This window comes from Mesorhizobium sp. M8A.F.Ca.ET.181.01.1.1 (genome assembly GCF_004792025.1).
Taxonomy (GTDB): Bacteria; Pseudomonadota; Alphaproteobacteria; order Rhizobiales; family Rhizobiaceae; genus Mesorhizobium.
Genome location: NZ_SRTV01000007.1, coordinates 256,315 through 280,340 on the forward strand (window position 1 = coordinate 256,315; position 24,026 = coordinate 280,340).

General features: G+C 64.4%; 26 protein-coding genes. 13 read left to right on the forward strand and 13 right to left on the reverse strand.

All coding sequences use genetic code 11. The annotated features are described in order from the left end of the window. Nucleotides 1-57: 57 nt before the first annotated feature. From EN824_RS24375 to EN824_RS24385, 3 genes are all read left to right on the forward strand, one after another. The gene (locus tag EN824_RS24375) at nucleotides 58-1,158 is read left to right on the forward strand and encodes an aminotransferase class I/II-fold pyridoxal phosphate-dependent enzyme (protein ID WP_127277931.1); all 1,101 of its coding nucleotides are present in this window, start codon (nucleotides 58-60) and stop codon (nucleotides 1,156-1,158) included. Between the two features lie 159 nt (nucleotides 1,159-1,317). Beyond that, nucleotides 1,318-2,556: an MFS transporter gene (locus EN824_RS24380; RefSeq protein WP_127277930.1), complete on the forward strand. Its 1,239-nt coding sequence runs from the start codon at nucleotides 1,318-1,320 to the stop codon at nucleotides 2,554-2,556. A gap of 72 nt (nucleotides 2,557-2,628) precedes the next feature. Next, a complete protein-coding gene (locus tag EN824_RS24385; protein ID WP_127277929.1) occupies nucleotides 2,629-2,859 on the forward strand; it encodes a hypothetical protein in 231 nt (76 codons plus the stop codon). A 53-nt stretch (nucleotides 2,860-2,912) separates the two neighbouring features. Here the strand turns inward: EN824_RS24385 and EN824_RS24390 are convergent, their stop codons facing one another. The 6 genes from EN824_RS24390 to hemC all read right to left on the reverse strand — a co-directional run bounded on the left by EN824_RS24390 (nucleotide 2,913) and on the right by hemC (nucleotide 9,034). Then, a complete protein-coding gene (locus tag EN824_RS24390; protein WP_127277928.1) occupies nucleotides 2,913-3,629 on the reverse strand; it encodes a glutamine amidotransferase in 717 nt (238 codons plus the stop codon). 18 nt (nucleotides 3,630-3,647) lie between these two features. Next, nucleotides 3,648-4,127 carry a TerB family tellurite resistance protein gene (locus tag EN824_RS24395; RefSeq protein ID WP_127277927.1) on the reverse strand — a complete coding sequence of 160 codons (480 nt, stop codon included), beginning with the start codon at nucleotides 4,125-4,127 and terminating at the stop codon, nucleotides 3,648-3,650. 53 nt (nucleotides 4,128-4,180) lie between these two features. After that, nucleotides 4,181-5,776, reverse strand: a complete 1,596-nt coding sequence (locus EN824_RS24400) for a heme biosynthesis protein HemY (protein ID WP_127277926.1) — start codon at nucleotides 5,774-5,776, stop codon at nucleotides 4,181-4,183. 10 nt (nucleotides 5,777-5,786) lie between these two features. Then, nucleotides 5,787-7,265 carry a COG4223 family protein gene (locus EN824_RS24405; RefSeq protein ID WP_135863390.1) on the reverse strand — a complete coding sequence of 493 codons (1,479 nt, stop codon included), beginning with the start codon at nucleotides 7,263-7,265 and terminating at the stop codon, nucleotides 5,787-5,789. Nucleotides 7,266-7,376: 111 nt separating this feature from the next. Continuing rightward, nucleotides 7,377-8,093, reverse strand: a complete 717-nt coding sequence (locus tag EN824_RS24410; RefSeq protein WP_127280871.1) for a uroporphyrinogen-III synthase — start codon at nucleotides 8,091-8,093, stop codon at nucleotides 7,377-7,379. 2 nt (nucleotides 8,094-8,095) lie between these two features. Further along, entirely contained in the window at nucleotides 8,096-9,034 is a 939-nt protein-coding gene (gene hemC, locus EN824_RS24415) for a hydroxymethylbilane synthase (RefSeq protein ID WP_127280870.1), read from the reverse strand. Nucleotides 9,035-9,137: 103 nt separating this feature from the next. Here hemC and tsaD point away from each other — a divergent pair, with 103 nt between their 5' ends. Genes tsaD through EN824_RS24450 form a run of 7 tightly spaced genes read left to right on the forward strand, consistent with a single transcriptional unit; the run spans nucleotide 9,138 to nucleotide 13,882 of the window. Further along, nucleotides 9,138-10,223, forward strand: coding sequence for a tRNA (adenosine(37)-N6)-threonylcarbamoyltransferase complex transferase subunit TsaD (tsaD, locus tag EN824_RS24420; protein WP_189343598.1), 1,086 nt, complete (start codon nucleotides 9,138-9,140; stop codon nucleotides 10,221-10,223). Beyond that, nucleotides 10,220-11,242 carry an NAD(P)H-dependent glycerol-3-phosphate dehydrogenase gene (locus EN824_RS24425; RefSeq protein ID WP_127278252.1) on the forward strand — a complete coding sequence of 341 codons (1,023 nt, stop codon included), beginning with the start codon at nucleotides 10,220-10,222 and terminating at the stop codon, nucleotides 11,240-11,242. The genes tsaD and EN824_RS24425 overlap by 4 nt, the downstream gene beginning before the upstream one ends. 19 nt (nucleotides 11,243-11,261) lie before the next feature. Beyond that, a complete protein-coding gene (locus EN824_RS24430) occupies nucleotides 11,262-11,558 on the forward strand; it encodes a YciI-like protein (RefSeq protein ID WP_127278253.1) in 297 nt (98 codons plus the stop codon). Nucleotides 11,559-11,575: 17 nt separating this feature from the next. Beyond that, complete coding sequence (locus tag EN824_RS24435) at nucleotides 11,576-12,001, forward strand: EVE domain-containing protein (protein ID WP_127278254.1); 426 nt, start codon at nucleotides 11,576-11,578, stop codon at nucleotides 11,999-12,001. Beyond that, on the forward strand, nucleotides 11,998-12,681 hold the full coding sequence (locus tag EN824_RS24440; protein ID WP_127278255.1) for a methyltransferase: 684 nt from the start codon (nucleotides 11,998-12,000) through the stop codon (nucleotides 12,679-12,681). Before EN824_RS24435 ends, EN824_RS24440 begins: the two co-directional genes overlap by 4 nt. A 23-nt stretch (nucleotides 12,682-12,704) precedes the next feature. Then, on the forward strand, nucleotides 12,705-13,121 hold the full coding sequence (locus EN824_RS24445; protein ID WP_127278256.1) for a DUF1761 domain-containing protein: 417 nt from the start codon (nucleotides 12,705-12,707) through the stop codon (nucleotides 13,119-13,121). A gap of 17 nt (nucleotides 13,122-13,138) precedes the next feature. After that, nucleotides 13,139-13,882: a glycosyltransferase family 25 protein gene (locus EN824_RS24450; RefSeq protein ID WP_127278257.1), complete on the forward strand. Its 744-nt coding sequence runs from the start codon at nucleotides 13,139-13,141 to the stop codon at nucleotides 13,880-13,882. 25 nt (nucleotides 13,883-13,907) lie between these two features. Here the strand turns inward: EN824_RS24450 and gcvA are convergent, their stop codons facing one another. After that, nucleotides 13,908-14,840, reverse strand: coding sequence for a transcriptional regulator GcvA (gene gcvA, locus EN824_RS24455; protein WP_127278258.1), 933 nt, complete (start codon nucleotides 14,838-14,840; stop codon nucleotides 13,908-13,910). A 165-nt stretch (nucleotides 14,841-15,005) separates the two neighbouring features. On the opposite strand from gcvA, the gene EN824_RS24460 reads away from it, so the two are divergent. After that, on the forward strand, nucleotides 15,006-15,248 hold the full coding sequence (locus EN824_RS24460) for a hypothetical protein (RefSeq protein ID WP_127278259.1): 243 nt from the start codon (nucleotides 15,006-15,008) through the stop codon (nucleotides 15,246-15,248). 117 nt (nucleotides 15,249-15,365) lie between these two features. On the opposite strand, the gene EN824_RS24465 is transcribed toward EN824_RS24460, so the two are convergent. Next, nucleotides 15,366-15,902 carry a L,D-transpeptidase gene (locus EN824_RS24465; RefSeq protein WP_167531445.1) on the reverse strand — a complete coding sequence of 179 codons (537 nt, stop codon included), beginning with the start codon at nucleotides 15,900-15,902 and terminating at the stop codon, nucleotides 15,366-15,368. A 144-nt stretch (nucleotides 15,903-16,046) separates the two neighbouring features. Here EN824_RS24465 and EN824_RS24470 point away from each other — a divergent pair, with 144 nt between their 5' ends. Both EN824_RS24470 and EN824_RS24475 read left to right on the forward strand, forming a co-directional pair. Continuing rightward, nucleotides 16,047-16,730, forward strand: coding sequence for a response regulator transcription factor (locus EN824_RS24470; protein WP_027145512.1), 684 nt, complete (start codon nucleotides 16,047-16,049; stop codon nucleotides 16,728-16,730). Between the two features lie 122 nt (nucleotides 16,731-16,852). Next, the gene (locus tag EN824_RS24475; RefSeq protein WP_135932779.1) at nucleotides 16,853-17,308 is read left to right on the forward strand and encodes a cyclic nucleotide-binding domain-containing protein; all 456 of its coding nucleotides are present in this window, start codon (nucleotides 16,853-16,855) and stop codon (nucleotides 17,306-17,308) included. 49 nt (nucleotides 17,309-17,357) lie between these two features. Here the strand turns inward: EN824_RS24475 and EN824_RS24480 are convergent, their stop codons facing one another. From EN824_RS24480 to EN824_RS24500, 5 genes are all read right to left on the reverse strand, one after another. Next, a complete protein-coding gene (locus tag EN824_RS24480; protein ID WP_135916576.1) occupies nucleotides 17,358-18,164 on the reverse strand; it encodes an exodeoxyribonuclease III in 807 nt (268 codons plus the stop codon). Nucleotides 18,165-18,237: 73 nt separating this feature from the next. Next, entirely contained in the window at nucleotides 18,238-18,918 is a 681-nt protein-coding gene (locus EN824_RS24485; protein WP_127278263.1) for an outer membrane lipoprotein carrier protein LolA, read from the reverse strand. A 134-nt stretch (nucleotides 18,919-19,052) separates the two neighbouring features. Beyond that, nucleotides 19,053-21,710, reverse strand: coding sequence for a DNA translocase FtsK (locus tag EN824_RS24490; protein ID WP_127872839.1), 2,658 nt, complete (start codon nucleotides 21,708-21,710; stop codon nucleotides 19,053-19,055). 206 nt (nucleotides 21,711-21,916) lie between these two features. After that, entirely contained in the window at nucleotides 21,917-22,195 is a 279-nt protein-coding gene (locus tag EN824_RS24495) for a hypothetical protein (protein ID WP_127280025.1), read from the reverse strand. Between the two features lie 456 nt (nucleotides 22,196-22,651). After that, complete coding sequence (locus tag EN824_RS24500; RefSeq protein WP_127280024.1) at nucleotides 22,652-24,007, reverse strand: ammonium transporter; 1,356 nt, start codon at nucleotides 24,005-24,007, stop codon at nucleotides 22,652-22,654. Nucleotides 24,008-24,026 lie beyond the last annotated feature (19 nt).

The following is a 24,026-nucleotide window of genomic DNA, read 5'->3' on the forward strand; positions in this document are numbered from 1 at the left end:
GGCTTCATGTTTTTGTGGCTTGGATGAACCGGACAGGTGCTTTGAGGGGGAACTGCCATGAACTACACCAGGATGGTGATCGAGAAAGAAGCACCGGAGGAATACGGCTACGATCGTATCCGCTACAATCTTTCCGAAAGTTCGATCGCCGACCAGAAGCTCTCCGACATCGGCCTGTCGCTGCCCGACCTGACGCTTTTCTATGGCGAGCATCGTGGCGACAAGGACTTGCGCGCCCTGGTCGCGGCGCAGGATGCCGGCATCTCGCCCGATGATGTGCTGGTCACCGCCGGCGCCGCCGGCGCGCTGTTCATCATCTCGACATCGCTTCTGTCGGCCAGCGATCATCTCGTCGTCATCAGGCCCAACTACGCCACCAACATCGAAACGCCGCGGGCGATCGGCTGCGCCATCAGCTTCGTCGACCTCGCCTTCGACGAAGGCTTCGCCATTGATGTCGAGCGCGTCAGGGCGGCGATGCGGCCGAACACCAGGCTGATCAGCGTCACTTGCCCGCACAACCCGACCGGCACCATGATGAGCCGTGCCGAATTGGACGCACTGGTCGCGCTCGCCGAAGCCAGCGTCTGCCATCTGCTGGTCGATGAGACCTATCGCGACCTCTCCTATGGACGGCGCCTGCCCTCGGCGGCCTCGCTGAGCAACAAGGCGATCAGCGTCTCGTCACTGTCGAAAGCCTTCGGCATTCCCGGCATCCGCATCGGCTGGCTGGTCACCAGGGATGCTGCCCTCCAGGAAAAATTCCTCGCCGCCAAGGAGCAGATCGGCATCTGCGGCAGCGTCATCGACGAAGGCATCGCGCGCGGCATGCTGGCGCGCCGGGACGCGTTTCTGGGAAAGCTGCTGCCCGAAATGGCCAGGCGCCGCGATATCGTCCAGGCATGGATCGACCGCGAACCTTTAGTCGACTGGGTGCGCCCCGAGGGCGGAGTGGTCGGCTTCCCGCGCCTCAATGTCGAGCCCGGCTTCGACCTCGACCGGTTCTATGTCAGGCTGCTGGAAGACCACGGCACCTATGTCGGACCCGGCCATTGGTTCGAGATGGAAAAGCGCTTCTTCCGCGTCGGCTTCGGCTGGCCGACGGAGGCCGAGTTGAAAGGCGGATTGGACGCGATTTCGGCCGCGCTGCGGCAGTAACTTCCGCGTGGGCTGGACGGTGCGGACCGAAAGTCCCTTGATCCAGGTCTGAATTTGAAGCATATCCGCCCCGAACTTTTATCCAGTTCCATTGGTCGAACAGCGCCCATCCGGGAAGTGCCCCGCGAGCCGATGCCCACCGCAACGGGGCCTCTTTCCATGATACCAGAACAAACTTTGCCGGAGCAGCGTTACGCCGCGTTCCGGCACAAAGCCTTCCTCAGCTATTGGACGGCGCGCTTTCTCACCACCTTCGCGACCATGATCGTTTCCGTCGCCGTCGGCTGGCAGGTCTATGACCTGACGCGCGATCCGTTCGACCTCGGCATTGTCGGCATCGTCCAGTTCCTGCCATCGCTGCTTCTGGTGCTGGTGACAGGTGTCGTCGCCGACCGCTTCGGCCGCCGGCTGATCATGACCCTGGCGACATTGGTCGAAGGCGCCTGCGCGCTGGCTCTGCTGTTTCTGACCCTGCGCGGCCTTACGACCCCGCTGCCGATCTTCGCCGTACTGGTCATGTTCGGCATTGCCCGAGCCTTCTATGGGCCGGCTTCGTCCTCGCTGTTCGCCAATCTTGTGCCGCAGCGGGATTTCGCCAACGCCATCGCCTGGAACTCCTCCGCCTGGCAGACGGCGACGATTGTCGGCCCTGTCGCAGGCGGCTTGCTCTATGGCGTGTCGGCGGAGGTGACCTATGCCACGGCGGCAGTCCTGATGCTCGCTGCCGCGTTGCTCATCTTCACCATCCCCAAGCCCGCGCAACAGACGGCCACGGACAAGCCGACAATGGAGACGCTGTTTGCCGGCTTCCGCTACATCTGGAGCGAGAAGATCGTGCTCGGCGCCATCTCGCTCGACCTCTTTGCCGTGCTTCTGTCCGGCGCCTCGGCACTGCTGCCGGTCTATGCCCGCGATATTCTGCAACTCGGCCCCTGGGGCCTCGGCCTGCTGCGCTCGGCGCCGGGCATCGGTGCCATTTGCGTCGCCATCTGGCTTGCCGGCCATCCGATCCGCGATCATGCCGGCAAGATCATGCTGAGCTTCGTCGCGGCGTTCGGCGCCTGCACAGTGCTGTTCGGCCTGTCGACCCTTACCTGGCTGTCGATAGCGGCACTTGCCCTGCTCGGCGCCACCGACATGTTCAGCGTTTACATCAGGGAAACGCTGATCCAGCTGTGGACGCCCGACGCGGTGCGCGGCCGCGTCAACGCCGTCAACCAGGTCTTCGTCGGCGCCTCCAACGAGGTCGGCGAATTCCGCGCCGGCACCATGGCGGCACTGATCGGCACGGTTCCGGCGGTGGTCATCGGCGGCGTCGGCGCCGTCGCGGTTGCCGGCCTGTGGGCCTATCTGTTCCCCGCGCTGCGCAAGGTCAGGCACCTCAAGGGACGAAACTGAAGGCTTCATCGGTATCGGCGGGGCCGCGAATCTGTGCTAAGCCGCCGCCCAATCAACGAAAGGACGACACCTGTGAGCGAACCGACCGTGGCCGAGGCGACCGAAAATATCTATGCGTCGCTCCGGGCGGACAATGCCGACATCGACGCGCATATCGCGACGCTTAAGGCGGCGCTGACACGCGAGGGGATAAAACAGGCGGTCTTCGATCCTGCCAAATTGGCGCAGAACAACCGCTCGGGCCGCAAGTTGATGCAGGCTTACTTTCGGCAGCGCGGCGTGAGCGTGAGGTTTTCGGAGTAGTTTCCACACTCCGAAAAGCGATGGTCGGCCACATTGGCGGCCACTGGTCTGCCCTAACGCGCGGCCGGCCCGCCAAAAATCATCCGCAAGAACTCGTCGAGCCAGCGCTTTAGGTGCATGTCCCAGATCAGCCGGCCGCCGAGATGGTCGCGGCCGGGCTGGGCGCCGGGTAGCTCGAAACGATGGGCGCCGCGCACCACCCAGCGCTGCATCATCACCCTGGTGAGTTCGCCATGGAACTGGATGCCCCAGGCATTGTCGCGATAGCGGAAGGCCTGGTTGGGATAGGTCTCGTTCGTGGCCAGCAGCGTCGCGTCGCTCGGCAGCGAAAAGCCCTCGCGGTGGAACTGGTAGACCATTTCGGGCCAGTGCATCAGCTTCCTGCCGGCCTCGGTCCCCTTCAGCGGATACCAGCCGATCTCCACCAGCCCTTCGCCGTGGCCCTCGACCTTGCCGCCGAGATGATTGGCCAGCATCTGCGCGCCCAGGCAGATGCCGAGCAACGGCCGGTTTTCCCTGAGCGGGACTTCCAGCCAGTTGGTTTCGCGGCGGACGAACTCGTCCTCGTCATTGGCGCTCATTGGCCCGCCGAACACCACCGCGCCGGCATGGCCATCCAGCGTTTCCGGCAAGGCGTCACCGAGCGGCGGGCGGCGAATGTCGAGATCGAAGCCTTCTTCCAGGAGCATGTGGCCGACGCGTCCGGGGCTCGAATTCTCCTGATGCAGCACGATCAGGATCTTTGGCTTCGGGCTCGTTGCGCGCTGCATCGTTGGGCGAAATCCCGTCTATTCGTCGCTTGACGTCCCGCGCGCGCCTGGCGCATGCGCCGCGGCCTGGCGGCGCGCCTCGACCCGGTCGTGGCGCTCGACGCCGATCAGCTCGGCAACGCGCCACACCGTATTGTCCTCGAGCTCATGCAGCTCGCCATCGGCATAGACGATCTCCCACATCAGGCCGATGAAGGCCTTGCGCCCCTCCGCGTCGAGATGGCGCTTGAGCACGCTGGTGAAGGCATAGAGGTCGATCGCTTCATTGTCGGCGCGCTCGCCGGCGGCGACGAGCGCTTCGAGTTCGGCACCACTGATCGAATAGCTCTGCGCCAGCACCGCCTTGAAGCGCTCCCACTCGACATCCTGGCGCACGCCATCGGCATTCATCACATGGTAGAGCAGCGCCGAAGCCGCGACGCGCGGATCGTCCGCGCTGGTGTGGCTGGCCGAGCCGGCCGGTAAATCCCTGAGAAACGACAGAACGCGCTCGAACATCAATTCATTCCCAAACGGCCCGATGGCCAGGTCAAATCACCCGATGGCCAAAATCAAAACAGCCGGAACCGGCGTGGCGACTTTTCCGCCTCGTCGTCCGGATCGACGCCTGGATCGTCCGGCAGGCGCGCCAGTTCTTCCGCCGGCTCGACGGCCTCGGCATCGGCCGGCACCGCGGCAAAGGCGGCGGCCGTGACCGGGGTGACATGATCCTCGCGGCTTTCGGCGTCCTTGCCCGTTGCCTCGTTGCCCGGGGCGGCATGATCGATCACCTCGACCGGCTTTTCAGGCCTGCCCGTCGCCTCGATGGCTACCACCGGGGCATCCGGTTCAACATCGCGACTGTCGATCAGTTGGCCAAGGCGTTCCATCGGCGCGCGCCATTCGAAGGCGTCGAGCCGCCCGGTGACCGGCGAGACCGGCGCCCAGCGCTCGGAGACGATGCCGTCGGCGACCCAGGCCGGATCGCGCGGCGCCCGAACCGCCTTGGAGAGCAGCTGCCGTACTTTGCCCTGGTCGCCGGTCTCGGCCTCCTCAATGTCGGCCAGGAGCAGATAGGCGCCCTCGCGGCGGTCCATGCGGATCGCGGCTTCGGCCTCGCGGCGGGCGGTCGACAAATCCTGCGCGTCGAGCGCCGCACGCGCCACCGTCATCGACGATTCGGTGTGGTTCTTCTTCATCTCCTGCAGCTTCTTTGCCCGGTTGAGCCGATCAAGCACGGCGTCGCCAGGCCTAGCATGGGTGTAAAGCTCGGCAATTTCGGGATGCGGCTCGGCCTTCCATGCGGTCTCGAGGATCTTCGAGCCCTTGCGCACGTCGTTCTGTTTGAACAGCGCGGCGGCGGCGGCAACGGCGGCAGGCGCGAAGTCGGGGGCGAGTCTGTTGGCCTCGATCGCCGCTGTCCTGGCAGCCGCGGGATCGCTGTCGGCGAGCGATTGCGCCTTGGCGGTCAACAGCACGGCGCGGCGGCGGTTGGCAGCGTCGCGCTCGATCTGCCGCGTCGACTTCTGCGCCTCGACCAGTTTCAGCGCACCGTCCCAATCGCCGCGCGCGGTCAGCTCCTCCAGCGTCGATTCGGCCGCCCATGCCAGTTGCGGCGCCACCGCGGCGGCGCGGCCGGCATAGTGCCGGGCGGCGTTGCGGTCGCCCAGGCGCTCGGCTTCCAGATAAAGCCCGCGCAGGCCAAGCAGCCGCATTTCCGGATCGTCGAGCATGCTCTCGAATTTTTGCCGCGCACCTTCATGGTCGCCTTCGAGCAGCGATGCCTGCGCTTCGAGCAGATGGATCAACGGCTCCTGGTCGGAGCGGATCAGCTTGGCGGCTTCCTTGGTCTTCTTGCGGGCCAGCGCCCCATCGCCGGCGCCGGCGGCGATCATGCCGGTCGACAGCGCCTGATAGCCACGGTCGCGGCGGCGCACGCGAAAATAGCGCGAAATTGTGTAGGGGCTGTTCCACAGCGACTTGATCAGCCACCAGACGATCATCACCGCCGCGACGACGGCGACGACGGCCACCGCCGCCACCATCAGGCTGACCTGGTACTGATAGCCGTTGAAGGTGACGACCATGTCGCCCGGCCGGTCGGCCAGCCAGGCAAAGCCCAGCCCGAGCGCGAAGACGACGATGAGGAAAGCGAGCAGGCGGATCATCGTGTTGCCCTCATGCCTTCATCGCGCCGGAGATCAGCGCGTCGACCTGGGTTTCGACCTCGATGCGCGCCTTCAGTTTGCCGGCAAAGTCGGCGCCCGCGGCCTTCGCGGCTTCCGGCAGCGTGTCATATTCGCTGAGCGCCTTGGCGTAGTCACCCTGAGTGACCGCAACCTCCATGCGCGCCACGGTTTCCGGCGCACCTTTACCTTCGACGGCCCCGATCGGCCGGATCTTGACCAGTGACTCGGCGCTCGACATCAAATTCTGCAGGAAGCCGGCATTCTGGTCGACCGGCGTGGCGGCGGCGACCATGGCATTGGCGGCGACGTCCATCTGCGAGGCGATCTCGGTGCGGGTCGGAACGCCCTTTTCGGCATAGGCACGCAAGGTCGCAAGCTGCGGCGCATCAGGCGAGATCGCGGCCAGCGTATCGAGTTCGGCCGAAAACGGCGCGCCACGGTCGAGCGCGGCCTTGAGCGCGGAAGCCGCGATGGCGATCGCGATCTTCGGCTGCGACGCCTGTGCGTCGACCTTCCCGGAAAGCTGCGACACCGATTGCTCGAGCGCGGCAAGCCGGCCTTCCTGCGCCTTCGCCGCCTCGCCCGTCGACTTCACCAGCGCATCGAGACCGGCCATTTTTTCGTTGAGTGGGCCGAGATCGACGGGCGCCGCGCTGCCGGCCTTGCCGAGAGCGGCGACGGCCGTTTCGATCTGCTTGACCTTGTCGCCAAGTGCGGCGAGCCCGGCATTGTCGCCGGCGCCGCCCTTTTCGACCGCCGATTTCAGCGCCGCGACATCGCTCTTGACCTGGTCGAGCGCCGACGACAGGCCGTCGACCTTGGCCGATGCACCATTGTTGTTGCCGGCTTCCCTCATGTCTGCGATTTCGCTCTTCAACGAGGCGATCTCGCCATTGACGCCGTCGAGCGAGGCACCGGGAGCGGAACCCGGCGCGCCGAGCAGGCCGGCAAATTGCAGGCCACCGGCGCCGACCAGCGCGATGACACCGCCGATGATGCCGGCGGCGATGCCGTTGAGGCCGCCCCGCTTCGGCCGCGCTGCCATCGGCTCGCTCCTTGAGTCGGTTTTTCCGGCAGCCGCTTTGGCCTCGCCGGTCTTTGTGCTTGCGTCCTCGAAGCTGTAGTCGAACGCCCTGGACTGGTTGGGAGGTGTATCCGAACCGGGATAAGGCATTTCCGGCTCGGCGGCTTCGGCCTCGGCATGCGGCGGCGCCTCTGTGCCGGACCGCCCGGCGGCGTCGTCGCCATGCTCCCAGGGTTCGAGATCCGCCTGATCGGCATGCACCGGCTCTTCCGGGAGCTCTGGTCGCGAGGCGTTCGCGGATTCCTCGGCCCTCGCCTCGTCGGTCTGGACGGTAACCTTGGCGGCATCCTCGTCGACGATGCGTGAGACAGCGCCCGGATCGAGGTCGATGGTCACCGGCTCGCGGCGGCTTTTCGAGTGTCGCATCTTCGGCGTCTTGACCATGCATGGGCTCCGCAAAATTCGCTTCGTCTCAACGCGCGGCGGCGCGTGATGGTTCTAAAAAGGGTCTAGCACATCACCAAGCGGTGAAAAGGGGCGGTGTGATGACGCGGGTCAGGGCCGTGCCCGCAAAAGTGCCAGCAGCGCCTCCTCGTCGGGCCGTGCGGCGACACGGATTGCTTTGCCGGCGCTGTCGCCGAAGGCGGCGGCGATGCGCGCGGAAAGGACAAAAAAACGCGTCTTTTCAAAGGCTTTTTGCAGGGCGGGTCGTCTGGCCAGGACCTGCATCGCGGCAGCGGCGTTGGCCGAATAGAGCAGCACCACATCGACCGCTTGGCCTGATAGCAGCGGCAGGGTCGCTTCGTCCGAATAGCTCACCGCAAGCGTGTCATAAGTCTCTACGGCATGGACCTGGACATACGCTGCTTCCAGCTTCTGTTCGAAGGCAGCAAACCGCACGCGCCCACAGAGATAGACGATCGTTTTGCCGGAAAAGGCGGTCGCCATGCCGTCGGCCAGCGCCTCGGCATCGCCAGGCCCCTCGCTGACCGACAGAAAACCGGCTTTGCGCGCGGCCTCGGCGGTCCTCTTGCCGACAGCATGACAAGGCAGCCTGGAAAGCGCCGCTACCAGATCTCCAGGGGCATGGCGCACGGCATTGGCGCTGGTGATGGCGACGGCTGCGACATCGTCCGGAACCGCCTTGGCATCGACCGGCAGTGCCGTCGTCTCCGTCAATGGCAGGAGAAGAGGCTCAAAACCCATTTCTTTCAGCTTTCGCGCCGTGAGCGATGCACCGGGCTCCGGTCTGGTGACCAGGATGCGAGGCATTTTCAGAGCCAGCCGTCGAAGAACTTTTCGCCGGCCCTGGCGCGAACCGCCCGCGCGGCGTCAGCCCCTATTTCAGCCGCGTCCGTGGCCTCGCCTTCCAACCGGACGTCATGCCACTCCGTGCCGTCGGGCGAGATGATCAGCCCGGCAAAGGACAGTTTCCCCCCCGACACCGTCGCATGGCCGGCGATCGGTGTGCGGCACGAGCCGTCGAGCGCGGCGAGAAACGCGCGTTCGCAGGCCAAGGCCTGGCCCGTCGGCACGTGATGGATCGCCGCAAGCATTGTCTCGATATCACGGTCGCCGACGCGCGTTTCGATGCCGATCGCGCCTTGTCCCGGCGCCGGCGGAAAATCCTCCAGCGGCATCAGGTCGGTAATCACGCCTTCGAGCCCGAGCCGCTTCAGCCCGGCATAGGCGAGAATGGTGCCCTCGGCGATGCCTTCATCCAGCTTGCGCAGCCTCGTCTGCACATTGCCGCGGAACATCACCACCTCGAAATCCGGCCGCATCCGGCGGATCAGCGCCTGGCGACGGAGCGATGACGATCCGACCTTGGCGCCATGCGGCAGATCGGCGATCCGCCTGACCGCCTTGCCTATGAAAGCGTCGCGCGCGTCCTCGCGCGGCAGGAAAGTGGAAAGCTCCAATCCGCCCGGAAGCACCGTCGGCATGTCCTTCGACGAATGCACGGCGATGTCGATACGCCCGTCGAGCAGCGCTTCCTCGATTTCCTTGGTGAACAGGCCTTTGCCGCCGGCCTCCGACAGTGGCCGGTCCTGAATACGGTCGCCGCTGGTCGAGATGGGCACCACTTCAAACGCCTGCTCGGGAAGGCCATGCGCTTTCATCAGCCGCACACGCGTCTCATGCGCCTGGGCAAGCGCCAGCGGGCTGCCGCGCGTTCCGATTTTGCAGGTTCCGATTTTCAAAGTTTGCATGGCGCGCGGTCCGTGATAACCCCCGAGCGAAATCGAGGTCTTGCCGGCCTTTTCCTAATGGGGAATAGCCTCATAAACAATCTCTTGGGATAGCGACGAATTGATCCGCGTTCTGGGTATTGAGACGAGTTGCGACGAGACCGCCGCCAGCGTCGTGGCGCTGGAGGGCGATGCCGCGCCGAAAATCCTGTCCAATGTCGTGCTCTCCCAGATCGAGGAACATGCCGCCTTCGGCGGTGTCGTGCCCGAGATCGCCGCGCGCGCGCATGTCGAGGCGCTGGACGGCATCGTCGAGGCGGCGCTCGCCGATTCGGGCGTGGCGCTGGCCGATATCGACGCGATCGCCGCAACCGCCGGTCCAGGCCTCGTCGGCGGGCTGATCGTCGGCCTGATGACGGCCAAGGCGATCGCCGCCGCGGCGAACAAGCCGCTGATCGCCGTCAACCACCTCGAAGGCCACGCCTTGACGGCGCGGCTGACCGACGGGCTCGAATTCCCCTACCTGCTGCTGCTGGTCTCCGGCGGCCACACGCAGATCCTCGCCGTGCGCGGCGTCGGCGAGTATCAGCGCTGGGCCACCACCATCGACGACGCGCTCGGCGAAGCCTTCGACAAGACCGCCAAGATGCTCGGCCTGCCCTATCCCGGCGGTCCGAATGTCGAGAAGGCGGCGCTATCGGGCAACCCGTCGCGCTTTGCCTTCCCGCGGCCGATGAAGGGCTCGGCGCAGCCCGATTTTTCCTTTTCCGGCTTAAAGACCGCCGTGCGCCAGGCGGCAACCGCGATCGAGCCCCTGAGCGACCAGGATGTCGCCGACATCTGCGCGTCGTTCCAGGCGGCGGTCGCCGATGCATTGGCCGACCGCGTTTCTCGCGCCCTGGCACGCTTTCGCGAGACATTCCCTGGCACGAAAAGCCCGTCGCTGGTCGTCGCCGGCGGCGTCGCCGCCAACCGCGCCATCAAGGCGACGCTGGAACGGCTCTGCGCCGAGGCCGGCTTCACCTTCGTCGCGCCGCCGCTGAAATTGTGCACCGACAATGCCGCGATGATTGCCTGGGCCGGCATCGAGCGGCTGCGCGCAGGCATGGCGCAGGAGAACGGCTTCGATTTCGTGCCGCGCTCGCGCTGGCCCCTGGACAGCGTCTCGACGCCAATGGTCGGCTCCGGTCGGCGCGGAGCCAAGGCATGACAGATCGGGCCACGAAGAGCGCGGGCCGGGGCAAAAGTGGCTGGCGTGTCGCCGTGCTCGGCGGCGGCGCCTGGGGCACGGCGCTGGCGCTGGCCATGCTGCGCGCCGGCCATGCCGTGCGGCTGTTCGCGCGTGACCCTGAAACCGTGGCCTCGATCGGTCGAGGCGAGAACCCACGCTACCTGCCCGGCATCGCCATCGCGCCAGGCATCGAGGCAACGAGTGACATCGAGGCGGCGCTCACTGGCGCCGATTGCGTGCTGGCGGTGACGCCGGCGCAGGCGTTGCGCGCGACTCTGGCGGCCGCGAAGGATCATATGCCGGCCGGCATTCCGCTCGTGCTCTGCGCCAAGGGCATCGAGCGCGACACCGGCGCCTTGCTGTCGGCAATCGCCCTGGAAATCCTGCCGCGAAACCCGGTCGCCGCCTTGTCCGGGCCGAGCTTCGCCAGCGATGTCGCCCGCGGCCTGCCGACGGCGGTCGTGGTGGCCGCCGGCGACGAGGCGCTCGCCGCCGACCTTGCCGCCCGTTTCTCGGCTGAAAACCTGCGCTGCTATTCGAGCGACGACCTGATCGGCGTCGAGATCGGCGGCGCCTTGAAGAACGTCTTCGCCATCGCCGCCGGCGCCGTCACCGGGGCCGGGCTCGGCGCCAGCGCCCAGGCCGCCATGGTCACGCGCGGCTTCGTCGAGCTGCGCCGCATCGGTGCCGCCTTCGGCGCCAGGCCCGAGACCCTGATGGGGCTTTCCGGCCTCGGCGACCTGCTGCTCACCTGCTCGTCCACCCAATCGCGCAATTTCGCTTATGGGCTGGCGCTCGGGCAAGGCAAGGCGCTTTCCGGGCTGCCGCTGGCCGAGGGCGTGCCGACGGCGGCCATCGCCGCCCGCATCGCCGCCGAGCGCAACATCGATGCGCCGATCATCGCCGCCGTGGCCGCCATACTGGACGGCACCATCACCGTCCGGCAGGCCGTGACGGCCTTGATGACCCGGCCGCTGAAGACCGAGACCAACGATTGACGACCATCAGGAGAAAGACATGCTGTTTGCACTGATTTGCAAGGACAAGCCCGGAAGCCTGCAGGTGCGCGTTGATACGCGGCCCGCGCATGTCGCCTTTCTCGAGGCGCTGAATGGCGAGAAGAAGCTGGCCTTCGCCGGCCCGTTCCTCGATGCTGATGGCAAGCCGAACGGCACGCTCGCCGTGATCGAAGCGCCCGATATGGCCGGAGCGCAGGCGCTGTCGGCCGCCGACCCCTATGCCAAGGCGGGGCTGTTCGAGAGCGTCGAAATCCGCCCGTGGAACTGGGTCTTCAACAAGCCGGCGGCCGGCTAACCGGCAGGAGAACGAAAATGAACTACTGGCTGTTCAAATCCGAACCCTCGGTTTTCTCCTTCGAGGCGTTGAAGGCCAAGGGCAAGGCCGGCACCCAATGGGACGGCGTGCGCAACTACGCCGCCCGCAACAACATGAAGGCCATGCAGATCGGCGATCTCGGCTTCTTCTACCATTCCAACGAGGGGCTGAACGTGGTCGGCATCGCCGAGGTCTGCGCGCTGGCCCATCCCGACACCACATCGGATGATCCGCGCTGGGAGTGTGTCGACATCCGCGCCGTCAGGGACGTGCCGAACCCGCCGACGCTGGAAGACGTCAAGGCCAATCCAAAACTGGCCGAGATGGCGCTGGTGCGGCTCGGACGGCTTTCCGTGCAGCCGGTGACGCCGGCCGAATGGAAGGAAGTCTGCCGCATGGGCGGCCTGACGCCTGCGCCGTGACGGCGCTCACCTCCGACAGCGCCAGGCAGTTCATTCTCGACAACACGGCGCTGATGGCGCCGCCGCATGTACCGGAGATTCTTCTCCACCTCGCCGACGAAGCGCACGATCTTTGGCAGCGGACCGAGGACGAACTGGTCGAGATCGGCCTGCCGCCGCCCTTCTGGGCTTTTGCCTGGGCCGGCGGCCAGGGCCTCGCCCGATATGTCATCGACCATCCCGCCATGGTGCGAGGCAAGCGCGTGCTCGACTTCGCCTCGGGTTCCGGCCTCGTCGCCATCGCCGCCGCGAAGGCCGGTGCGGCGGCCGTGACCGCCGCCGACATCGACCCGTTCTGCGCCACCGCGGTTCGTCTCAACAGCGAGGCCAATGGTGTTCCGATCGAATTCCTCGGCGCGGACTGTATCGGTACCGATGCGGGCTGGGACGTGGTCCTGGCTGGCGACGTCTTCTATGACAAACCCTTCGCCGACCGGCTGATGCCGTGGTTTTCGGCGCTCAAACGGCGTGGCGCCGACATACTGGTCGGCGATCCCGGCCGGTCCTACCTGCCGCGATCGGGGCTGGCGCCGCTTGGCGTCTATCAGGTGCCGGTGACACGGGCGCTCGAGGATGCCGAGGTCAAACGTACGACCGTGTGGCGACTGCTTGACGCCATCGCCGAACAGGCGTTTCCATAAACCGCATCTGGAGGGGGAAGCTCATGGATTTTTCAGCAGTGAACTGGATGGCGGTGGTCGCCGCCGCCGTCGTCGCATGGCTGTTCGGCGCCGCCTGGTACATGGCGTTGAGCAAGCCCTGGCTGAAGGCCGCCAAGCTCGATCCGGCGACGATGAAGAAATCGCCGCTGCCCTTCGTCATCTCCTTCATCGCGGAACTGATTATGGCGCTGGTCATGGCCCTGGTCGTCGGCGCGATGACGGGTGGTGAGCCGACCTGGCTGGCGGGGCTGATCTTCGGCTTCGTGCTTTGGCTGGGTTTCGTCGCCACGACGCTGTCGGTCAACCATCGCTACGAGAATTTCGGCTGGGACCTGACCCTCATCGATGGTGGCCATTGGCTCGGCGTGCTGCTGATCATCGGTGTGGTGATCGGCTGGTTCGGCGCCGTCGCGGCCTGAATGGAGCGCTAGTTTTGATGGCGGACGAAACCGGCTTTCCGCGCGACCTGGTGTTCAGCCGGATCTGTCATGTCAAGAACGGCTATGACGACCGGCGCCGGCATATCGTGCGCGAGTTCGAGCGGCGCGGCGTGCCGGTCACCTTCTACACCGACTGGGACCAGCCTGACATCACGCCCGATATCCGGGCCGAACTGGTCGCTCCAGACTTTACACACCCGGCGGCTGTCTCGCTGGCGCTGAAGCATGTCGGCATCTGGCGTGATTTCCTCGAAACCGACCAGCCCTATTGCCTGGTGTTCGAGGATGACGTCTTCCTCGCCCGCGACTTTGTCGCCAAGTTCCGGCAGGGGCTCGCCGAACTCGGCGATCCCAACCGCAAGGCCGTCATCTATCTCGGCAATGGAAGCAACTACTACACGCCGAGCTGGAAATTGCGCAAAGGCCAGAAGCTTTACCCGGCGCTCCATGCCCGCTGCGCCGATTCCTACCTGATCACCCGGCCGGTCGCCGAAGCCCGTTGCAACTGGATTGCGCAAAACAAGATATACACGGCCATCGACCACCAGATCGAACAGATGGACGAGAAGCTCGGTGTTGAAATGCTGTGGTTCGAGCGGCCGATCGTCGAGCAGGGCAGCGAGAACGGCGCTTTCCAAACGTCCGTCGCCGGCAAGAGACAGCCGCTTCTCTACAAGAAGCTGAAATGGAACGTGAAAAAGTACCGGCGCATGATCTTCGGCCACAACGCCCGGTCCTAAGGAAGGCCGAACCTCGCGAAGCCGCCTACAGCTTGTCCGCGCTGCGCGTCCTCGCCACCTCCTCCAGAATCCATTCGCGGAAGGCGACGATACGGGGATCCTCGGCTGTCGCCTGCGGATAGACAAGGAAATAGGCGAATTCCGGCGCAACCCTGATGCTGAGCTCGAAGGGCCGCACCAGCCGGCCCTCGGACAGGTCGTTTGCCACCATGGCGAAATCGGCGAGCGCGACGGCATTGCCGTCGAGCGCTGCCTGGACAGCATCCGTGGACGTGCCGAAGACGACAGTGCGGCTGTCGTCGAAATCGTTGATGCCGGCCGCCGCCATCCACATGCGCCAGTTCGGCCATGTCACGCCCTGGCGAGCCCATTCGATATGGGCAAGCGTGTGGTTGAACAGGTCGCGCGGCTCGCGCAGGGGCGGCCCAGATGCCAGAAGGCCCGGACTGCACACGGGAATGATGATGTTGTCGAACAGTCGATGCGCGCAGAGCCCCGGATATTTGCCGGCGCCGAAGCGGATGCCGACATCGACGTCGTCGAGATCGAAATCGCGCAAGCCATAGGCGATGTCGAACCTGAGCTCGATGCCCGGCCGCAGTTTGCGGAAATTTTCGACGCGCCGCATCAGCCATTTCGCCGCGAACTGGGCATCCAGCGTCACTTTCAGGAATTCGGTGCCGCGCGCCATCTTGCGCGCGCGCATCACCGCCCGGCCAAGCAGGTCGAGCGTGTCGGTCGCCGCCTCGTACAGCACCGTGCCCGCTTCCGTCAGTCGGATGGTGCGGCTGGTGCGGGTGAACAGCACGATGCCGAGCTGATCCTCGATTTCCTTGATCTGGTGGCTGACGGCGGCGGGCGTCAGGCCGAGCTCGTCGGCGGCGCGGGTGAAATTGAGGTGCCGGGCCGCCGCCTCCAGCGTTCTCAGCGCCCGCGTTCCCGGCAACAGGGCCGCCATCAGCGCACGGCCCGATCGAAGCGATCCATGAAGCCTCAATCCTCAAATAAAACTTGATGATGAGAAAAGAACTACTCGTTTCTCGTTTGTTTTCCAATCCGGCATGATCGCGGCATCAAAACACCATCAAACCGGATTTGATGTCCGGAGTATAGGAATCCCATCATGTCTCACATCGTTCTTCACCCTGCATACATCGCCCGGCCAAGCTGGCTGTCGGCTGCCCGTGATTGGCTGCGGCAGGCCAGGGTCGCGATCAATCTTGCCCACCAGGACGTCGAGGACCTGTCCGACCGCCAGTTGCGCGATATCGGCGCCGCCCGCAAGGACATCGCGAAGGCCATGGACCGTGAGACCGGCCGGCTGGGCCTTCTCGACATCGGCTGGCAGCGGAATAGGAAGAGGTAGGAAGTAGGGAGTAGGGAGTAGGGAGTAGGGAGTAGGGCAGATGATGGGGCCTGGGCGTGCCTGCTCCTACTGAAGACTTTCCCTATTCCCTATTCCCTATTCCCTATTCCCTATTCCTTACCTCACCACCCTCACCACCGTCCGGTCCGACAGCAGCGGCAAAAGCCGCGCCATCGTGCGCGCGGTCACCGCCACGCAACCTTCCGTCGGCGTAAAGCCGGGGCGCGCCAGGTGGAAGAAGATGGCGCTGCCGCGCCCGCGGCGGCGCGGCGCGATATTCCAGTCGAGCACCAGGCAGGCGTCATAGAGCCGGTCGTCGCGCCGCATGCGTTCGTGGCTGGCGCCATAGGGAATCCTGACCGGCCTGTTATAGTTGCGGTCGTCTGGTACCTCGCACCAGCCGAGATCCGGCCCGATCGGCGCCATAGCCAGCCGCGTCTTGCGGCCGGCGGCAAACTGATCCCCCCGAAAATAGCCCGCCAGGATGCGCATCGAAGCGAGCGGCGTGGCGCCGTCGCCTTCCCGCTTGCCGGACGAGATGCCGCCGCGCCCGAGCGCGCACGCAAACACCGTTTTGCCGGCCTGCAGCAGGCCTTGGCTTGGGTGGCCGGGCCTCGCCCGCACGGTCAGTACGGGCAGCCCTTTTGCCAAAATTGCGCCGGCTGCATTGCGATCGCGTTTTTTCTTGTATGATCGTGCCACGGAACAAATCACTGTGATCGGCTATTGTGCCGGCCAGCTTCCGCATAAATACGCAGCGGTCAACTGAATTCACTTTTCAAAACAACGGATTGATCCATGACCTCACGTACCATCCTGATCGTCGACGACGATGACGACCTGCGCGGCACATTGGTCGAGCAACTGTCCCTCTACGAGGAATTCGACGTGCTGCAGGAATCCACTGCGGCAAAAGGCGTCACCGCTGCGCGCGGCGGGCTCATCGATCTGCTCATCATGGATGTCGGCTTGCCCGACATGGATGGCAGGGAAGCGGTGAAGATCCTGCGCAAGGGCGGCTACAAGGCGCCCATCATCATGCTGACCGGCCACGACACCGATTCGGACACGATTCTGGGCCTCGAGGCCGGCGCCAACGACTATGTGACCAAGCCGTTCCGCTTCGCCGTGCTGCTTGCCCGTATCCGGGCGCAGTTGCGCCAGCACGAGCAGAGCGAGGACGCGACCTTCTCGGTCGGCCCCTACACCTTCAAGCCCAGCCAGAAACTGCTCATTGACCCGCGCGGCGGCAAGGTGCGGCTGACGGAAAAGGAGGCCTCGATCATCAAATATCTCTATCGCGCCGACCAGAAGGTGGTAACGCGTGACGTGCTGCTGGAGGAAGTGTGGGGATACAATTCCGGCGTCACCACGCACACGCTGGAAACCCATGTCTACCGTCTGCGCCAGAAGATCGAGCGTGATCCTTCCAATGCCGAAATTCTTGTGACAGAAAGCGGCGGCTACAAGCTGGTTCCTTAAACATTTCACTATCCAATGAGCGGTCTGGACGGGGCCGTTTTCGGGTACGATCCTGTTGGAGGGGGATTCAGGAAGCGTACCGCAGAGGAGGGATTGGACTGACCGTTCGGGGACACAGCTAGATGGCGCTGGATGACGACATCCGCATCCTGTCCGCCGTGAGGCTTTTCGAGGGCTTCACGCAGGAACAGCTGCGCCTGCTCGCCTTCGGTGCCGAGACCACTTTGGTGCAGGCGGACCACAAGCTTTATCGCGAGGACGACGTGGCCGACTCGGCCTATGTCGTGGTCAGCGGGCTCATCGTGCTCTATCGCGAGCAAAATGGCGAGCGCATCCCGATTGGAAAAGTCGGCCCCGGCACGATGCTCAGCGAACTGGCGCTGATCGCCGACACCAACCGGCTGACCAGCGCCTCGGCCGAAATCGACTCGGAAGTGATAAGGCTGAGCCGCAAGATGTTCCGGCGCATCCTCGAGGAGTATCCGGAATTGGCGGTGAAACTGCACCAGCGCATCTCCGAGGAATTCCACGACATGATCCGCCGCATCGAGGAACTGGCCCCGCGCTTTTCGGGTTGAGGCACAACCAGCGGAACCACACTACATTCGTCGCGAAACCTACGTGGCACTAATCCAGATCAAACCTGGCGATGACCGGCACATGGTCCGAAGGCCGGTCCCAGCCACGTGCCTGCCGGAGGATCTCATAGCCGGCAAAATCAGGCACCAGGTTTGGCGACGACCAGACATGGTCGAGCCGTCGGCCGCGATTGGACGCCTCCCAATCCTGCGCACGATAGCTCCACCAGGTGTAAAGCTTCTGTTCCGAAGGCACGTTGAGCCGCATCAGGTCGACCCAGCCGCCGGCCAGCCGCATCGCCTCGAAGTTTTCGGTCTCGACCGGCGTGTGGCTGACCACGTTGAGCAATTGCTTGTGCGACCAGACATCATGCTCCAGCGGCGCGATATTGAGGTCTCCGACCAGAACCGAGGCCGACACCTCGTCATGCTCGGCCCGGATGGCATTCATCTCGGCGACGAAATCGAGCTTGTGCCTGAACTTCCTGTTGATCTCGGGATCCGGTTCGTCGCCGCCCGCGGGAACGTAGAAATTGTGCAGCAGGATTGTCTTGCCGCCGGCCCGCACCGTCACCGACAGATGCCGGCTGTCCTCGATATCGCAGAAGCGGCGCCTTTCGACGACCTCGATCGGCCGCCGCGCCACCGTCGCCACGCCGTGATAGCCCTTCTGGCCATGGAATGCGATGTAGGGATAGCCGACCCTGCGAAAGGCTTTTTCGGGAAAGAGCTCGTCCGGGACCTTGGTTTCCTGCAGGCAAAGCACATCGGGCGCATACTCATCGAGCAGGCGTTCGATGATCGGCATGCGCAGGCGCACGGAGTTGATGTTCCAGGTCGCGATCGAAAAGGGCATGCGGCAAGGTCCGGCGAGAGATCGCCGAACTACTGCCAGCCGCACGCCGGAAAGACAAGCGAGGCGACGAAACCTACCTGGTTTTCGTGTTCAGCTCGCGATTGGCCGTATAGTCGATGGCGAAGGTGTCCGGCGCGAAACTGACGCCTTCCTTGGTGTTGAAGATCATCACCGTCGTGTCCTTGCCCTGCGCGTCGGTAATCGTCCACTGCCGCAGGTCGTAGGTTTTCGGGTCGAACATCATGGTGATTCGCGCATTGCCGAAAACCGACCTGTCGGAGAGTTGGATGGTGGTGAGGTCGTCCTCTTCCTTGACGCTCTTGACGCGGTCGCCGGAGAGGTCGATGCGGTCGTCGAGCAGCAGCTTCAGCGGCGTCTTTGATAGCGGATAAAGGTCCGACGTGTTCAGTTTCTTGTTGAGGATGGCAACTGATCTGCCGTCGGAAATCACCCGGAAATTCGAAGCTCCGTCATAATTGAAGCGGATCTTGCCCGGCCGTTCCAGGAAGAATTTGCCGCCGGTCTGCTCGCCTTTGGGGCCGAACTGGACGAATTCGCCGCTCATCGATTTGACCGCTGAGAAATGGTCGGCGATCTTTTGCGCCGCCGGAGGCGCGGCCGCCTGCGCCGAGGCCAGCAGCTCGAATCCGGGCACCACGTTGAGGGCGGCGGCACCGGCGAACACAAGACCGAGGCCAAGCAACTGGCGGCGTGTCGGGGCAAGATCGCTGAGCGCTGAAAGATCGTTTTTCATATCGGTCACTCTCGTTTGATTCCTGATTTGGTCGCTGTCGTGAACCCCCAGTTGGGCTGAAGTTTGGCGAGGCGCTCGCTGCTCAATCGCTTGAACGCGCCAGCAGGTTCAAAGTTGCCGCGAACTCCCACCAGCTAGAATTTGTCGTCTTCGGTCGGCACCAGGATTTCGCGTTTTCCGGCATGGTTGGCCGGGCCGACAATGCCTTCCTTTTCCATCTTCTCGATGATCGAGGCGGCCCTGTTATAGCCGATGCCCAGACGCCGCTGGATGTAGCTGGTCGAGGCCTTGCCGTCGCGCAGCACCACCGAGACCGCTTGATCGTAGGGATCGTCGGAATCCTCGAAATTGCCACCGCTTCCGCCACCGGAACCGCCCTTTCCGGACGGCTCGTCGTCGTCCTCGCCGTCATCCTCGGTGATGGCGTCGAGATATTCCGGCACGCCCTGCAGCTTCAGGTGCCCGACGATCTTCTCGACCTCGTCATCGGAGACGAACGGCCCGTGCACGCGCTGGATGCGGCCGCCACCGGCCATGTAGAGCATGTCGCCCATGCCGAGCAGCTGCTCGGCGCCCTGCTCGCCCAAAATGGTGCGGCTGTCGATCTTCGACGTCACCTGGAAGGAGATGCGGGTCGGGAAATTCGCCTTGATGGTGCCGGTGATGACATCGACCGAGGGACGTTGCGTCGCCATGATGACATGGATGCCGGCGGCGCGCGCCATCTGCGCCAGGCGCTGGACGGCGCCTTCGATGTCCTTGCCGGCGACCATCATCAGGTCGGCCATTTCGTCGATGATGACAACGATATAGGGCATCGGCTCGAGATCGAGATTCTCGGTCTCGTAGATCGCCTCGCCGGTCTGGCGGTCGAAGCCGGTCTGTACGGTGCGCGAGATCTTTTCGCCCTTCTTCTCGGCCTGTTGGACGCGGGCGTTGAAACCGTCGATGTTGCGCACGCCGACCTTGGACATCTTGCGGTAGCGGTCCTCCATCTCGCGCACGGTCCATTTCAGCGCCACCACGGCCTTCTTCGGATCGGTCACGACCGGCGTCAAAAGATGCGGAATGCCGTCATAGACGGAGAGTTCGAGCATCTTCGGATCGATCATGATCAGCCGGCATTCCTGCGGCGTGAGCCGGTAGAGCAGCGACAGGATCATCGTGTTGATGGCGACCGACTTGCCCGAACCGGTGGTGCCGGCGACCAGCACGTGCGGCATCTTGGCGATGTCGACGATGACGGCCTCGCCGTTGATGGTCTTGCCCAGCGCCAGCGCCAGCTTGGCCTTGGTCGTCTCGAAATCGCGGCTGGCCATGATCTCCCTGAGATAAACCGTCTCGCGCTTGGCGTTTGGCAGTTCGATGCCGATGGCGTTGCGGCCGGGTACCACGGCGACGCGGCAGGCGATCGCACTCATCGAGCGGGCGATGTCGTCGGAAAGGCCGATGACGCGCGACGACTTGATGCCCGGCGCGGGTTCGAGCTCGTAAAGGGTGACGACCGGACCCGGGCGAACGGCGATGATCTCGCCCTTGACGCCGAAATCCTCCAGCACGCCTTCGAGCAGGCGCGCGTTCTGTTCCAGCGCGTCCTTGGAAAGACTTGGGTCGCGCGCGACGTTCTTGGGTTCGGACAGGAAATGCAGCGACGGCATTTCGAACGTGTCCGAACCGATCAGCGAGGTCTGCGCCTCGCGCTGGACGCGGGCGCCAGGCACAGGTCGCGCCGCCGGCGCCTCGACCCGGGTGGCGGCATCGGAACGGAATTGCTGGACCTTGGCAGTGGGGGCACGCCGCTGGGCGACGGGCTCGTCGTCGAAATCCATGTCCTCGTCGTCGCGGCCGAAGACATCGTCGTCGGCCGGATCGACGGAGACGCCGCGGTCGTTCACCATGGCGGCGAAGAATTCCGGTTCGACACGGGCGCGGCCGTCCTGGCTCATGCGGGATTCGGCGAACTCGGCCGACTCGACCCGTTCGGCGGCACGTCGCCAAGCACTGGCGCGTGGCTCCATCTCCGGCTCGAACTCATCGCGCTCCTGCCTGCGGCGCACCGCGCGGCGATGCATCCACGCGCGCAACGACAGCCACCAATGGGTGATGGCGCCGAGCGCCAATATGCCCTCGTCACCCTCGTCCTCGTCATTGTCGAAGAGAAGCTCGTCCTCGCGCGGGTCCGCCGCGGCCGGTTCTTCCATCACGGCGAAGCCGTTCTTGCGCCCGATCAGCGCCGCGCCATAGGCGAACAGCCAGAGCGCCGGTGCAGCCAGCAATATGGCGAGCACGCTGGCGACCAGTCCGGTCGGATAGCCGCCGATGAGGACGCCGGGAATCTTGAGCACCATGTCGCCGAAGACGCCGCCGAGGCCGGTAGGCAGCGGCCAGGTCTTGGGCGGAACCACGCAGCCCGCGATCGCGGCGGCGAGCAGCGCAAAACCGAACCAGAACAGCCCGCGCTTGGGCAGCCGGTCGACGCCGCGCGCCGAAAACAGCAGATAGCCCCAGACGACGGCCGGAACCAGCGCGGCAACCGCGGCAAGGCCGAAGAACTGCATCGCAAGGTCGGAGAAGACCGCGCCGGCATAGCCCATGGCGTTGGTGACGGTGTTGGCGGTGGCGTGCGAGAAGCTCGGGTCGGCGACGTTCCAGGTCGCGAGGCTTGCGACGGCGAAGGCGGTGAACGCGAACAGGCCGGCGCCGACCAGCCGGCCGACCTGGCGCCGCGCGAATGCCTGGATGCCGCCCCCGGTATCGGTCAGCGCGAGCGGTGCTGAAGCCCCTGAACGCATGCTCTTCCCCGTCAGTGATTGCCTGGCCCGAGCGCATGACGCACTCCGGCAGATTCGGATGCCAGACTAGGCGTGGGAAGGTTAAGGGCGCATTAACTATAAGGCTGCGGCGATCGTCCTTTCGACATCGACACCTCCAGCGCTCGCGTTACATGAAAATGGCGGGCGCTTCGGCCCGCCATCCATTGGTCGGGTCGGCCGTGCGTTTACTTGTTGGCGCCGCCGAGCATCTTCACATTGGCGCAGAACTCGGCGTGCGGCTTGCTCATCGCCGCGTCCTGGCATTCCTTCATCATGGCGTCCTGCTTCTCCTTCGGCATGGCCATGAAAGCTGCCTTGAATTCCTCCATCGGCTTCATGGTTTTCATGCTGGAATCGGTGAAGAACGGCGCCATGTTGTCCGGCTCATCCAGTGCGCCGGCAAATGCAAAGCCGCTGACCATGGAAAGCGCGAGTGCCCCGAGGCAGATATCCTTGAGGTTCATGAGCAAATTCCTTCCCTATGTTTCGAAACACGAGCGTCAGAACGACGGGCGCCTCCACAGTTCGGAGACAGGGCGGTCGATGTTTCCTCGAAAATCTCCTTCACGCGAACGTGATTGCGCGAAGTTGATCTCCACCAGAAAGAAGAATTTGCCAAAAAAAGAGGCCCGGAGCGATCCGGGCCTCAAGGCGTGAGTCCCTTTCGAGGACGTCACGACGGGATGCTTTTCAAAGCAATTCCAGGAAAAGTGCTTTTGCGGTTTTCCGTCCGGAATTGCGTAAAAACAAAGAACTCGAGCAATTCCAGGAAAAGTGCTTTCGCGGTTTTCCGTCCGGAATTGCGTAAAAACAAAGAACTCCAGCAATTCCAGGAAAAGTGCCTTTGCGGTTTTCCGGAAGTGCCTGGAGGTATGGGGCCGGCGGGAGGAGGGTTCCGCCGGCCCCGTGGCAAGGATGCCTTACGGCACCACTTCGCCATGCTGGGAAATGTCGAGGCCTTCGACCTCTTCCTGGGTGGTGGGACGCAGGCCGACCAGCGCCTTGACGACGTAGAGGATGACGAAGGTGGCAACCGCCGTCCAAATAATGGTGACGGCGACACCGTAGATCTGCTTGCCGAGCGAAGCGCCCGATGAGAGGCTGTTGATCGCCGGGTCGGCGAGCACGCCGGTCAGCAAGGCGCCGATCACGCCGCCGACGCCATGCACGCCGAAGGCATCGAGCGAGTCGTCATAGCCGAACATGTGCTTCACCTTGACCGCCGAGAGGTAGCAGACGACGCCGGCGACGATGCCGACGATGAAGGCGCCGGTCGGATTTACGAAACCGGAAGCCGGCGTCACCGCGACGAGGCCGGCCACGGCGCCCGAGATGATGCCGAGCACGGAAGGCTTCTTGGCGATGATCCATTCGGCGAACATCCAGGCCAGAGCCGCGGCGGCTGTGGCGACCTGGGTGTTGAGCATGGCGGCACCGGCAAGGCCGTCGGCCGCCAGTTCCGAACCGGCGTTGAAGCCGAACCAGCCGACCCACAGCAGCGATGCGCCGATGACCGAATAGACAAGGTTGTGCGGTGCCATGTTGGTGGTGCCATAGCCTTCGCGCTTGCCGAGCACCAGCGCGCAGACGAGGCCCGCCACACCGGCATTGATGTGGACGACCGTGCCGCCGGCGAAGTCGAGAACGCCAGCCGTACCGAGGAAACCGCCACCCCAGACCCAATGCGCGATCGGCACGTAGACGACCAGCAGCCACAGCGCCATGAAGATCAGCAGCGCCGAGAACTTGAAGCGTTCGGCGAAGGCGCCGGCAATCAGCGCCGGCGTGATGATGGCGAAGGTCATCTGGAACATCGAGAAGACGAATTCAGGGATGTTGGCCACACCCGGCAGCCACAGGCTCGCGGTGGTGATGCCGTGGTGGAAGAATTTCGAGGTGCCGCCGAGATAGGCATTCATGCCGCCGCCGTCGGAGAAGGCCAGCGAATAGCCGAACATGAACCACAGCACCGTCACCAGGCAGGTGATGGCGAAGCTCTGCATGATGGTGGCAAGCACGTTCTTCTTGCGCACCATGCCGCCGTAGAACAGCGCCAGGCCCGGGATGGTCATCATCAGCACCAGCGCCGTCGAGGTCAGCATCCAGGCGGTGTTGCCGGTATCGAGCACCGGGGTCGGAGCGGCAGCCGGCGCGGCAGCCGCCGCAGCGGGTGCGGCTTCCTGCGCGAAGGCGGCGACGCTGCCCAACGCTGCGAGAGCGAGCGAGCCCAGCAGGGCCGCCCGTCCCGTCGTCTTCAAGGTAGAAGGAATATTCATTGAACTCTCCATTGGAATA

Excerpts from the sequence above, each read along its gene's own strand:
- EN824_RS24375 (WP_127277931.1), top strand. The coding sequence starts at position 58 with ATGAACTACACCAGGATGGTGATCGAGAAAGAAGCACCGGAGGAATAC.
- EN824_RS24380 (WP_127277930.1), top strand. The coding sequence starts at position 1,318 with ATGATACCAGAACAAACTTTGCCGGAGCAGCGTTACGCCGCGTTCCGG.
- EN824_RS24390 (WP_127277928.1), bottom strand. The coding sequence starts at position 3,629 with ATGCAGCGCGCAACGAGCCCGAAGCCAAAGATCCTGATCGTGCTGCAT.
- EN824_RS24395 (WP_127277927.1), bottom strand. The coding sequence starts at position 4,127 with ATGTTCGAGCGCGTTCTGTCGTTTCTCAGGGATTTACCGGCCGGCTCG.
- EN824_RS24400 (WP_127277926.1), bottom strand. The coding sequence starts at position 5,776 with ATGATCCGCCTGCTCGCTTTCCTCATCGTCGTCTTCGCGCTCGGGCTG.
- EN824_RS24405 (WP_135863390.1), bottom strand. The coding sequence starts at position 7,265 with ATGGTCAAGACGCCGAAGATGCGACACTCGAAAAGCCGCCGCGAGCCG.
- EN824_RS24410 (WP_127280871.1), bottom strand. The coding sequence starts at position 8,093 with ATGCCTCGCATCCTGGTCACCAGACCGGAGCCCGGTGCATCGCTCACG.
- hemC (WP_127280870.1), bottom strand. The coding sequence starts at position 9,034 with ATGCAAACTTTGAAAATCGGAACCTGCAAAATCGGAACGCGCGGCAGC.
- EN824_RS24425 (WP_127278252.1), top strand. The coding sequence starts at position 10,220 with ATGACAGATCGGGCCACGAAGAGCGCGGGCCGGGGCAAAAGTGGCTGG.
- EN824_RS24430 (WP_127278253.1), top strand. The coding sequence starts at position 11,262 with ATGCTGTTTGCACTGATTTGCAAGGACAAGCCCGGAAGCCTGCAGGTG.
- EN824_RS24435 (WP_127278254.1), top strand. The coding sequence starts at position 11,576 with ATGAACTACTGGCTGTTCAAATCCGAACCCTCGGTTTTCTCCTTCGAG.
- EN824_RS24445 (WP_127278256.1), top strand. The coding sequence starts at position 12,705 with ATGGATTTTTCAGCAGTGAACTGGATGGCGGTGGTCGCCGCCGCCGTC.
- EN824_RS24450 (WP_127278257.1), top strand. The coding sequence starts at position 13,139 with ATGGCGGACGAAACCGGCTTTCCGCGCGACCTGGTGTTCAGCCGGATC.
- gcvA (WP_127278258.1), bottom strand. The coding sequence starts at position 14,840 with ATGGCGGCCCTGTTGCCGGGAACGCGGGCGCTGAGAACGCTGGAGGCG.
- EN824_RS24460 (WP_127278259.1), top strand. The coding sequence starts at position 15,006 with ATGTCTCACATCGTTCTTCACCCTGCATACATCGCCCGGCCAAGCTGG.
- EN824_RS24470 (WP_027145512.1), top strand. The coding sequence starts at position 16,047 with ATGACCTCACGTACCATCCTGATCGTCGACGACGATGACGACCTGCGC.
- EN824_RS24475 (WP_135932779.1), top strand. The coding sequence starts at position 16,853 with ATGGCGCTGGATGACGACATCCGCATCCTGTCCGCCGTGAGGCTTTTC.
- EN824_RS24480 (WP_135916576.1), bottom strand. The coding sequence starts at position 18,164 with ATGCCCTTTTCGATCGCGACCTGGAACATCAACTCCGTGCGCCTGCGC.
- EN824_RS24485 (WP_127278263.1), bottom strand. The coding sequence starts at position 18,918 with ATGAAAAACGATCTTTCAGCGCTCAGCGATCTTGCCCCGACACGCCGC.
- EN824_RS24490 (WP_127872839.1), bottom strand. The coding sequence starts at position 21,710 with ATGCGTTCAGGGGCTTCAGCACCGCTCGCGCTGACCGATACCGGGGGC.
- EN824_RS24495 (WP_127280025.1), bottom strand. The coding sequence starts at position 22,195 with ATGAACCTCAAGGATATCTGCCTCGGGGCACTCGCGCTTTCCATGGTC.
- EN824_RS24500 (WP_127280024.1), bottom strand. The coding sequence starts at position 24,007 with ATGAATATTCCTTCTACCTTGAAGACGACGGGACGGGCGGCCCTGCTG.